The sequence below is a fragment of the Cronbergia sp. UHCC 0137 genome (genome assembly GCF_034932285.1).
Taxonomy (GTDB): domain Bacteria; phylum Cyanobacteriota; class Cyanobacteriia; order Cyanobacteriales; family Nostocaceae; genus Cronbergia.
The window spans coordinates 7,569-18,526 of sequence record NZ_JAYGHC010000081.1; the positions used below are offsets into that span (position 1 = coordinate 7,569).

The following is a 10,958-nucleotide window of genomic DNA, read 5'->3' on the forward strand; positions in this document are numbered from 1 at the left end:
TTGGTGATCATATAATTGTTTTTAATCACCAATCACCAACTACTTTTATACAGGTCTGACGCTGATAATTTTGCCGCCTTGTTTGTGAATTTGCTGATATCTCTGGGAAAGTTGATCAAAAGGTACATTGTATAACTGTCGGCTACGACGAACAGCTACTTTAGTACCAACTCCACCAGCGATAACTTCCATCACATACATCCGGTTGTCTCCGCGAGGGGGAGAACTCTTTAATTGTCCAAAACCAATATCAGATAAAAACCTAATAGATGTGGTGGGAGGAATGATGACATTAGGCAAATTCATCGCTAATTGTTGCCGTAGGCGGGGGCTTTTTGAGCCAGCATTATCGCTGTTACCATCACCCCGATACAGTGTAAATAGGCGGTTGAATCCAACCTGTTTCATGCCAGGAATTGATTTGAATCCCCGGAGGTAGGGAACTGTGGAATCACCAAAGGCGCTGGTGTATTCCATGCTATCAATATAGGAGTCTATTTCTGCATCATAACCTTGAGCAGCATAGATATCCACATGATAGGCAATTTCTGACTGATCGTAGGGAGCGCGTCCCAACAAATGTTTATAATTCAGTTCAATGAACCGAATTTGGGAATTGCTATAAAAGAAGCGCTCTTTGTAAAATTCGGATTTTGCTAATGTTTGCACAAATTGGCGTACACTAATTTGTCCGTTTCTCAGCATTGCTTCTGCACTAGCAAAGGTTCCACCAAGATAAACTCGTTCGCGTCCAAATATATGCTCGTAGGCAGATTTGAAGACTTGTTGTAATTCGTCTTCGCTGTAATTAGGGCGCAGTTCGATTTTTGTGTCTAAAACTGCACTGATGCCTAACCTCTGTTCCATTGAAAGGGTCATGGTTTTAACTCCTTATGATCAAATAAGGGGAAAAGAAAGTATTTTTCCCTTTCCCCTTACTCGTTTAACCTGTAAGTTTTTAGCTCAATGCGTTGATAGCATAGTTGAGGTAAATATTTGCTTCTCCAGCTACGTCACCAGATAGGCCGTTGTTGTCGCGGACAAATTCTAATGCGGCTACATACCAACTGGGGGATAAACCCAAAGCCGCATTAAATTCTTTTACGCCTGCTAAGACATACTCATCTAATGGTCCTGTACCACCAACCACACAACAATAGCTGATGGTGCGGAGGTAGTGGCTGATGTCACGAACACACTTTGATTTACCTTCTGGGGTGGAAGCGTATTGAGATCCCTGCATTTGGGTGGTGTAGGGGAATTTTTGGTAAACGTGGTTAGCAGCAGCTTCAGCCCATTTTTGACCGTTTTGGTTGAAGGCTTTAGCAGCATTCAATCCAGCTTGAGCGCGGCTCATACGACCAAAAATAGCTTGCATTTCGGTGTTGCCTAAGTATGTGCCACGAGAATCGGCAGCAGCAATAGCCTCGGTTAGAGGGGTCTTCATGGTTAAAATTCTCCCGAAAATGTATATGATGGATGATCAATTCAAAATTCAATTCACAATTAAGCAACTGCTGCTGCTGCACGGTCAAAGTAACTGGCTACTTCAGACATTAAGTTGCTGCAATCACCACGGGTAATACCAGCGTTGCTGTTAGCAATGGCGATCGCTGCATCTTTCATTTTACCAATACCGGAAGCAACGGTAGCGCCAGGTGTTCCCAATGCTTGGTAGGTTTCGCGCAAACCGTTCAAACAACGATCATCCATAGTGCTGGAATCTCCAGTAGCTACGGAATAGGTAACATAACGTAAAATGAAGCCTAAGTCACGAATACAAGCTGCTTGGTTACGGTGGTGGAAACAAGCACCCCCAGGACCAAATACGTTGGGTTGTTCAGCTACTAATGCGCGATAAGCATTGGCTGTAATTGCGGAAGCATTACTGGTCAAACGGTTAACAACATCTAAGCGTTTGTTGCCATCTGCAACGATAGCAGAGAGAGCATTAATTTGATCGTCGCTCAAATATGCGCCTTGGCGATCGCTTTGTTCAACTACTCTAGAAAAAGCATCAAGCATCTTCAATTTCTCCTAAATTTTTAGGTTTTGGAAAGTAGACATTTCCTTTACCCGCCTTGATTGAAGATTAATGGGTCTGTTGTAAATAAATAGGTAAGGAAATTGTAAATAAATCGGAAAGATTAGTAGAAAAACTAGAATCTTTACAATTCGCAATTGAATGTGTGAAGAAGTATTGCAAATTCAGAAGAAGTATTTTGTATTTATGATCAAAAAAATTCGGCTTTTTGCCGCTTTTGTAGCTAAAATTCGCCAATCTAACCGTTAATCAACCTAGCATTTTTCCTGTAGAGTTATGAATAAGATTTGCTTTCTAGGCATATACTCTGATGAGAATTCTTTTAGTTGAAGACGATATTCGTTTAGCGGAAACCCTGGCAGAGGCACTAACAGACCAGCTTTATGTCGTTGACATTGCCACAGATGGAGAGGCCGCTTGGGATTGCACCAAAGCCCTAAACTATGATCTAATGCTGTTGGATCTAATGTTACCGGAAATAGATGGTATTACTCTGTGTCATCGGTTGCGATCGCATGGTTATAAAATGCCTGTTTTAATGATCACGGCCTGCGATACAATCACTGATAAAATTACTGGTTTAGATGTCGGTGCGGATGACTATATCATTAAACCTGTGGATTTAGGTGAATTATTTGCCAGAATTCGCGCTTTGTTGCGTCGAGGTAACACTAGCTCTCCTCCTATCCTAGAATGGGGATATCTGCAACTAAACCCCAGCACTTATGAGGTAAGCTACGACGGTCATCCAGTCCATTTTACTCCTAAAGAATATAGTCTCATGGAATTATTGCTGCGAAACGGTCGCCGAGTCTTGAATCGCAGTGTGATTATTGAACATATTTGGCCAACTGAAGCATCTCCTGATGAACATACGGTGAAAGTTCATCTCAGAAGTGTACGCCAGAAACTCAAAGCGGCTGGCGCACCGGAAGATTTTATTGAAACTATGCACGGTATGGGTTATCGTCTTAAATCTTTGACTGAAAAGCCTTTTAGTGTTAGAGGATAAATAAGTAATCGTGCCAAATAAATGGTATATTTTAGGAGAAGGAAACAGGCAATAATGTTTAAAATTATGCCTTATTTGTTATATATAGCCTAGACTTTGCGTATTAGGTACTGAAAAACAAAAATCCTCAATCTAAAATTCTATGTCTCAACTCCAACGCATTACTGTTAATCTTTCCCAACTCCAAGCAACAGAAATTTTATTAACACCTCAACAAAAACATTATTTATTGAGAGTATTAAGGTTGGGGGAAGGTGATAAATTTATTGCCATGGATGGAAAGGGTAAATGGTGGTTATCACAATTAGAAGGGGAACAAGGAAAGGTTTTAGAGTTACTGGAGGTGAAAACTAAGTTACCTGTATCTATCACTTTGATAGTAGCGTTACCAAAGGGAAATGGCTTTGATGATGTCATCCGAATTTGTACGGAATTGGGCGTAAAAAGTAGGGTGGGCATTGCCCACCTTTGTACTGTGTAGGGTGCGTAAGGTCAAATATCAAAAGCTAAAATTGAGCATTGGAGGTAGTGCGATAAGTATAGCCAATCTGTGAATCCTTCTGAATGTATTGTTTAATACTGTCAAAATCTATGAATGAATCAGCAACATCAATCAAGCTATCGCTAGTCATTGTTTGTAGTCCAATGATTTCCACTCTAGATCCTAAATTACTAACAGCATTGACAGCATAGGCTAAATCCCCATCTCCACTCACTAATACGGCAGTATCGTAATATGGGGCTAAGGTAATCATATCTACAGCAAGTTCTACATTCAGATTTGGTTTTTTGCCGTTTTCTGCAATTGCAAAAATGTCTTTAGCAACTACACGATAACCATTCCGACGCATCCACAGAAGAAACCCTTGTTGTTTTTCGTTGTTGGTATCGACTCCGGTATAAAAGAAAGCACGTAATAGTCGAGAGGTTTTAGTTAAACAACAAAGTAGTTTAACATAGTCGATTTCAATGCCAAGTTGCAAGGCTGTATGAAATAAGCTTAATCCATCAATGAAAATTGCTAATCGACCACGATTGAGTTCATCACTTAGGGATTGGTTAGCTATAGCCTCTCTTGGCTTGGCTTCTCGATTCTTAATTCCTGATTTTGTCGGTTGTGTTCCTTGCCATTGAGGTTTTTCTTTAAGTTCTTTATATTCATTTGTTTTTTTGTTAAGCTCGTTAAAGTTCATTTATACCTCTAGATGTTAAAATGGTGGTTTTGTTAAATAAAACGACGATAGTTAGGATTGTCCTTAACTCCATCACCGTAACAGGAATTTTTCTGAAGCCAGGATTTGTGCTAATTAATTTAATTAATTTGAACTGGTTAATACTCTGCTAATTGCAGCATTCATGATATTTTAGTCTTGTTAGACTTTAGCAAATATTTTTTCAGTAGTCTGTCAAACCAAAAATGACGAGTTTAGTCGTCAGGTGGGTCAGATGTCAAATTTCTGTTGATTGTGAATGAGTTATCGAGTCTGACGCACCGCACTAATATGGGATGACAAAAGCCGGAAACTAGGAAATTTCATTTATACATATCATCTGCATTTTGTACAGTGCGTAAGTCCTATCAAAGATTAATCAGAAACTTTTTTGGGTGTTTTAGGTATTGACTAGGGGGAGGGAAGTGAAACCCTGGATGGTCAAAACCGAGCAGGAAGCATGATGTAGTACATAGTTACTGACACTGCCTAATAATAATTCATTAATGCCAGTTCTTCCCCTGCGCCCAATTATAATTAGATCGGCTTGCCAATCTAGGGCTAATTTACAGATAATTCGTCCTGCATCACCCATATCTTGAACAAAGTCTGTATTTACCCCCATATTAACAGCCTGTTTTGACAGCGATCGCATCCAAGTTAGTCTTTCTTCTTTGAGTTCATTCCAGATTTCTATATATTTATTCATTGCTTCAGTATTCAAGGTAGGATAGATAGTTCCTGATTGCAAAAACACCGGGTTAAGGTAAGGATCTTCTAAGGGAGATAAAACATGAAGCAGCATCATAGATGCGTTAGTTGCTTTGGACAAAAATACGGACTGTTCAAATATATACTGACTTGTTTCTGAGTTGTCTAGTGCGACTAAAATTTTGTTAAACATAATGGGTGATGGGTGATAAATTAATTATTCCTCCCCTACCCTGACAGGTGAGGGGTGAGGCATCCATTGCTAGTGCTATCCTATCTCTACCTGCTGGTAGTAAACTCAACACTTAGATGAACAATGAGGCAAAACACTTAGGAGCGCAAATTTAATAACCTGCAATTCTGATTTAACCTGGAATGGTGCGTTACGCTGTTGCTCTAGCGTAGCCATACCCGAAGGGCTTTACACACCCTACTTTTGCACTTTATTTAATTCATATTCGTTAGTTACATCTAATGTTCTCCTCCGTTTCCCTTTCTTAGCTTCAGCTTCCTGATACCATTCCTTGAGTCTTTGTCTGACTGTATTTGGCTTTTGCCCATTGATACTAGCAATAAAATGAGCTACCTGAGTTAAACTACTCGATTTGGTCATCACCATTCCAAAGCTCCAAATCGCCAAACCGATCGCCTGTGGTATCGTCAAATGAGGCAGATGCTCTGATACTATCCGTAATCATTGTTTGAGTTGCTCTTTTTTTAGCATTTTCTCCCACCATACACGCCTATCTTTTGCTTGATTTTCTCACTTCTTTTTGCCAACTCTTCTTGATTGTAAAAAACCTACACCTGTCAGGGCAGGGGAAGCAGGGGAAGCAGGGGAAGTAGGGGAAGCAGGGGAAGCAGGGGAGGTAGGGGAAGTAGGGGAAGTAGGGGAGGAATAATTAATTTATCACCAATCACCAATCACCAATTAAAAATATGTACTTCACTTGGTTAGATAGCAATAGTTGGCTGATAGAAATTAGCAAACAGCGAATACTAATTGACCCTTGGTTAGTTGGTTCATTAACTTTCGGCAATCTGGATTGGTTATTTAAAGGTTCACGACTCCAGGAAAGACCAATTCCAGATAATATTGACCTGATTTTATTGTCTCAGGGGTTAGAAGATCATGCTCACCCACAAACGCTCAAGCAGCTTGACAAAAGTATCCCAATTGTAGCTTCTCCCAATGCGGCTAAGGTAGTAAAGCCTCTGGGTTATACCAAAGTGATTACTCTTGCTCATGGTGAAACATTTACCTTGAATAATCAGGTAGAAATTCAGGCTTTTCCTGGTTCACCCATTGGACCCACCTTACTAGAAAATGGTTATCTCCTCAAAGAGCTAGGAAGTAATTCAACGCTTTATTACGAGCCTCATGGATATCATTCTCCCCAATTGAGCCAGGTTGCACCAGTGGATGTGGTAATTACACCAATAATAGATTTAGGTTTACCTGTGTTGGGTCCAATTATTAAAGGTATGAATAGTGCTGTAGAAGTCGCTAAATTATTGCAACCTCAAATAATGTTACCAACGGCCGCTGGAGGGGATGTTGTATTTGAAGGATTGTTAGTGAAATTTTTGCAAGCTAAGGGGAGTGTTGAGGATTTTCGTTCATTATTAGAGAAACACAATTTAGCAACTAAGGTGATAGCACCATTACCTGGTGAACAGGTAGCTTTTTAGGATTTCTCCAGCCTATTATTTCTTTTTGGTGGGCATTGCCCACCCTACTTAGGCTACTTAGGCTTAAATGTCAGATGTGTGGAGTATAGGTTTTATTTTGGAATTGTGAACTGCTGATCATTTTTGCATCCCAAGTATATAAACCAATTTGGTGAGGAACTCGAGAAAATCTACCAGTGCGATGACCTCTAGATAATTCATTTAACACTTTGTTTTTTACCTCTCTGAGTTGTTGAGAATTGAGTTCTCCATAAATCCCATTGACTATTTCAGCAACATTAAAAACCTGTCCTGGGTTTTGCTCTAAAAAAGAGGTGAGAGCATCAATTAAAAATTGACCTTCAAAGACTTGGCGCATTGGCACTACTTTAGTTTTGGGGATGATGAAGGGTTTTTTGCGTTTGGGTTTGAAACTCTGAGGGAAGCCATTGTTATTAGTTGTAGTTAGTAGGCTTAAATCCAGAGTGTAACAACCAGGTTCATTAGGAATAGATGTCCAGTAACCTCTTTCTCGACCTTGAGTAAGGGAAGATTGGACTCTACCTTTGACGATTCTGAAGATAGTTGATTCTAACTCACCGTAGAGCGATCGCACAATAAAATCAATATGACAGACCGTACCAGCATAATCTTGCATTAGGTCTTTGAGAGCTTCCATTCGGGTTAGAGAGTCATACTGGGGTAGCATGGGAATTTCTGCTCCCTTAATGAAAGGATCTTGACCTTCTAATGATGTTTTTGCAGTTGGGTAGGTTAGAGATTCTGTAGAAGTAAAGGTGGAACTTTGCTGGTGTAATTTGTGGGAGTTTTCAAGTTCCAACTCTATAGATTCCAATAGGTCAATATCAGACTTGTGATGAGACGAAAGGAATAACATAGAGCTTTCTGAGGAACTAGCCAGGGTTTTATCATTCCCTTCCAGTTGTGAAAACTGTCGATTGTCGTCAGGAACATCCCAATTAGATAATAAAGCCTCGGTGTGATCAAGTTGCGATCGCGCTTGCACAAATAGACGTTCATACTTTTCTACCAGTCCCGCATAATAATCTCTTAATTCCAGCAACGGTGAGATAAATGTTTCTGGAGGTGCTTGTAATTGTTCTTTAGTATTCATAGCAATTCAATCAATGTAAATCGGTTTCACTGTTGTAAGTCATTGGTCTAGGCTTGGCTTTTCTAGACTCCTGTGATGATCTTTTCGGTGATTGGGGAGGACGACAGCTTTCACAATACAAGGGTCGAGGTCCAAAGGTTTCGCGTTTTGTAGTCTGATTACATTCCTTACAGACAAAGTTAAAAACACGAGTGTGAATCAGCCTTTTATGCGCTCTAACAGTATATTCTCTAACATCAATCAGTTTGGTGGCCATAATCAATAGTCGCGAATTTCAGTCCTCTTAATATAGCTATTCAAGCAAACAAAACTATTTCAGTGTGTGTTTTACTGCAAGTTTTCTAAAAATCATGAAAATCATCTCCAAAGTCATAGGAGTAGTTTGATTCCATACCTAGCCAGATGCTTGAGTAAGTCAGGTGTATCGAACCTTCTTTAAACAGATGAACACTAGATCACGAAAAAAGCATCTATCCCTGGTATTCTTTAAAATTTTTTTATTCTTTTGCGGAATAGCTGTTAGTCTAGCCTCTCTAAGTGAAACAAAGGGGAACATCTATCCTACAAGTATAAAAATGTTCGTGAGTAACTTTTTGAGGTTATAAATATCTTTTTTCTCACTGTACCAAATGCAGATGATATGTATAAACGAAATTGCCTAGTTTAAGGTTTTTTTTATCCCGTATTAGTGCGGTGCGTCAGATAGAGAAAATCTGTTATACGCTCAATTATTGGGTCTGATGTGGTTGGTGAGCTTGCCGAACCACACCCTACAAGAGAACATTTTCATAGTCTTTATATCTATGGGCTGTAAATAGCTGAAAAAATGATATTCATTGAGATCAAGTAGCTTAAAGAATAAATTTGGCTTAATTAAGCGAACTTTGTATAGGTCATAAATAAAAATTTAATTTATGATTAATAAGCGTACCTTAAATTACCTTAATGGAAAACATTTTCTTGGTTTAGTTTTTGCATGAATGTATACCTAAGATGCTGAAAATACAGAACTTATCTATTGAAAATTATGCAAGAATCATGGAATAACTTTCTTTTCTCAACGCCGTTTATACCACATGGACACTGTTATTTATGGCAAACTAATTTAGTTTTGCTACACCTGTTATCTGACTCAATCATTGCTTTATCTTATTACTCAATTCCCATTACCTTGTTTTATTTTGTCCAAAAACGTAAGGATTTACCCTTTTCTTGGATTTTTCTATTATTTAGTGCATTTATCATCGCTTGTGGTACTACTCATTTATTAGAAGTTTGGACTATTTGGAATCCAATTTACTGGGTGGCAGGATCAATCAAGGCACTTACAGCATTGATCTCTTTAGTTACAGCAGTAGAACTTGTACCATTAGTGCCAAAAGCCCTAGCAATTCCCAGTCCTACTCAACTAAAAGAAGCCAATCAAGAACTACAAACACAAATAGTAGAGCGATGTCGAGTAGAAAATGAACTGAGAATATATCAGAATCATTTGGAAGATTTAGTTGAAATTCGCACTCAAGAAATTACTAATACTAATGAGAAATTACAACGTATCTTAGAAACCTTATGCGAAAGTGAAGAACGTTATCGTTACTTGGTTGAAGCAATCCCTCAACTTGTTTGGACAAGTAATTCTGAGGGAGAATGTGATTTTTTTAATAAAAACTGGAGTGAATATACAGGATTAACTTTTGAAGAATCGTTAGGTTTTGGATGGTTAGCGGCATTACATCCAGATGATATACAAAATGCTTATGATATTTGGGTAAATGCTACTGAACATGGTTGTTTATACGAGAATGAATACCGCTTTAAACGAGCAAATGATGGTTCTTATCGTTGGCAATTAGCACGGGCTTTACCACTGAAAAATGAAGAAGGTTTGGTAGTCAAGTGGTTCGGAACTTGTACAGATATCCATGAACAAAAGGAAATACAACAACAACGCGCTCATCTTTTGGAATTAGAACAAGCTGCACGGACTAAAGCAGAAACAGCTAATCGAATTAAAAATCAATTTTTAGCTGTACTTTCTCACGAATTACGCACACCGCTTAATTCCATTTTAGGTTGGTCTCAGTTATTGCAAACTAGGAAGTTCGATCCAGCCAAAACAGAACAAGCATTAGCAACAATTGAACGTAATGCTAAATTGCAGGTTAAACTAATTGAAGACTTACTAGATGTTTCCAGAATTTTACAGGGGAAACTGGTTTTAAATACAGTAAATGTGAATGTAAAATCTACTATTTTGTCGGCAATAGAAATAATCCGTTTAGCGGCAGACAGTAAATTGATTCAGTTAAATACTGTATTTACAGCCAATCTTGCTCAAGTTTTGGGTGATGCTACTCGGTTACAGCAAATTTTTTGGAATTTACTTTCTAATGCTGTTAAATTTACACCTCAAGGAGGAAAAATAGATATACATTTAGAACAGGTTAATGGCTATGCTCAAATCTCTATTCGTGATTCAGGTAAAGGAATTAGTGCAGAGTTTTTGCCCTATGTTTTTGATTATTTTCGCCAAGCTGATGGTAGTGCTACTAGACAGTTTGGTGGATTGGGTTTAGGATTAGCGATCGCACGCAATATCGTCGAAATTCATGGTGGTACTATCACAGTCGAAAGCCCCGGTCTAAATCAAGGAGCAACATTTATTGTCAGACTACCTCTGGTGAAAAATGATCATCCAGATATGATACTTGAAGATATTGATTCTTCCGATGTAACGACTACACATTTAACCTTAAATAGGGTGCGAATTTTAGTGGTAGATGATGATGCTGATTCTCGTGATTTTTTAGCTTTTATTTTACAGCAAGATGGCGCAAATGTAATTACTGTCAATTCTGCGGTTAAAGCTCTAGAAGTTTTAGCACAGACAGATATAGATGTGTTAGTTAGTGATATTAGTATGCCGGAAATGGATGGTTATTCACTAATGCGTCAACTGAAAAGTTGGGAAGGTGAACAAAGTGGAGAAATTCCAGCTATCCCAAAATCCATCGCTTTGACTGCTTATGCTGGAGAATGGGATCAACATCAGGCAATTGAGGCAGGATTTCAGTTACATTTATCAAAACCAATCGTAGCAGAAGAATTAGTGAGTGCGATCGCTGATCTCGTAAATAAGGAGAAATTTTGATGACAGACGCTAAAAATGTACTA

13 protein-coding genes and 1 pseudogene are annotated in these 10,958 nt (G+C 38.7%); 5 read left to right on the top strand and 9 right to left on the bottom strand.

Annotated elements, in window-relative coordinates:
* Positions 1 to 45: 45 nt before the first annotated feature.
* The 3 genes from VB711_RS24965 to VB711_RS24975 all read right to left on the bottom strand — a co-directional run bounded on the left by VB711_RS24965 (position 46) and on the right by VB711_RS24975 (position 2,025).
* The gene (locus tag VB711_RS24965; protein WP_323289131.1) at positions 46 to 879 is read right to left on the bottom strand and encodes a phycobilisome linker polypeptide; all 834 of its coding nucleotides are present in this window, start codon (positions 877 to 879) and stop codon (positions 46 to 48) included.
* A gap of 79 nt (positions 880 to 958) precedes the next feature.
* Entirely contained in the window at positions 959 to 1,447 is a 489-nt protein-coding gene (locus VB711_RS24970; RefSeq protein WP_323289132.1) for a phycocyanin subunit alpha, read from the bottom strand.
* A 59-nt stretch (positions 1,448 to 1,506) separates the two neighbouring features.
* Entirely contained in the window at positions 1,507 to 2,025 is a 519-nt protein-coding gene (locus VB711_RS24975; protein WP_323289133.1) for a phycocyanin subunit beta, read from the bottom strand.
* 329 nt (positions 2,026 to 2,354) lie between these two features.
* Between VB711_RS24975 and VB711_RS24980 the strand changes: the two genes are divergently transcribed.
* Together VB711_RS24980 and VB711_RS24985 are read left to right on the top strand one after the other, a co-directional pair.
* On the top strand, positions 2,355 to 3,056 hold the full coding sequence (locus tag VB711_RS24980; RefSeq protein ID WP_323289134.1) for a response regulator transcription factor: 702 nt from the start codon (positions 2,355 to 2,357) through the stop codon (positions 3,054 to 3,056).
* Positions 3,057 to 3,198: 142 nt separating this feature from the next.
* Positions 3,199 to 3,498, top strand: a pseudogene (locus VB711_RS24985) (RsmE family RNA methyltransferase); the annotation flags it as partial.
* 64 nt (positions 3,499 to 3,562) lie between these two features.
* Here the strand turns inward: VB711_RS24985 and VB711_RS24990 are convergent.
* The 4 genes from VB711_RS24990 to VB711_RS25005 all read right to left on the bottom strand — a co-directional run bounded on the left by VB711_RS24990 (position 3,563) and on the right by VB711_RS25005 (position 5,715).
* Positions 3,563 to 4,249, bottom strand: a complete 687-nt coding sequence (locus tag VB711_RS24990; protein WP_323289135.1) for an NYN domain-containing protein — start codon at positions 4,247 to 4,249, stop codon at positions 3,563 to 3,565.
* 418 nt (positions 4,250 to 4,667) lie between these two features.
* Positions 4,668 to 5,171, bottom strand: coding sequence for a universal stress protein (locus VB711_RS24995; protein ID WP_323289136.1), 504 nt, complete (start codon positions 5,169 to 5,171; stop codon positions 4,668 to 4,670).
* Between the two features lie 237 nt (positions 5,172 to 5,408).
* On the bottom strand, positions 5,409 to 5,591 hold the full coding sequence (locus VB711_RS25000) for a hypothetical protein (protein WP_323289137.1): 183 nt from the start codon (positions 5,589 to 5,591) through the stop codon (positions 5,409 to 5,411).
* Entirely contained in the window at positions 5,575 to 5,715 is a 141-nt protein-coding gene (locus tag VB711_RS25005) for a hypothetical protein (protein WP_323289138.1), read from the bottom strand. The genes VB711_RS25000 and VB711_RS25005 overlap by 17 nt, the downstream gene beginning before the upstream one ends.
* Positions 5,716 to 5,751: 36 nt before the next feature.
* Between VB711_RS25005 and VB711_RS25010 the strand changes: the two genes are divergently transcribed.
* Positions 5,752 to 5,880: a hypothetical protein gene (locus tag VB711_RS25010; RefSeq protein WP_323289139.1), complete on the top strand. Its 129-nt coding sequence runs from the start codon at positions 5,752 to 5,754 to the stop codon at positions 5,878 to 5,880.
* Positions 5,881 to 5,917: 37 nt separating this feature from the next.
* Positions 5,918 to 6,670: an MBL fold metallo-hydrolase gene (locus VB711_RS25015; protein ID WP_323289140.1), complete on the top strand. Its 753-nt coding sequence runs from the start codon at positions 5,918 to 5,920 to the stop codon at positions 6,668 to 6,670.
* Between the two features lie 70 nt (positions 6,671 to 6,740).
* On the opposite strand, the gene VB711_RS25020 is transcribed toward VB711_RS25015, so the two are convergent.
* Entirely contained in the window at positions 6,741 to 7,784 is a 1,044-nt protein-coding gene (locus tag VB711_RS25020; protein WP_323289141.1) for a hypothetical protein, read from the bottom strand.
* A 10-nt stretch (positions 7,785 to 7,794) separates the two neighbouring features.
* Positions 7,795 to 8,040: a hypothetical protein gene (locus tag VB711_RS25025; RefSeq protein ID WP_323289142.1), complete on the bottom strand. Its 246-nt coding sequence runs from the start codon at positions 8,038 to 8,040 to the stop codon at positions 7,795 to 7,797.
* A 771-nt stretch (positions 8,041 to 8,811) separates the two neighbouring features.
* Here VB711_RS25025 and VB711_RS25030 point away from each other — a divergent pair.
* Positions 8,812 to 10,935, top strand: a complete 2,124-nt coding sequence (locus VB711_RS25030) for an ATP-binding protein (protein WP_323289143.1) — start codon at positions 8,812 to 8,814, stop codon at positions 10,933 to 10,935.
* Positions 10,936 to 10,958 lie beyond the last annotated feature (23 nt).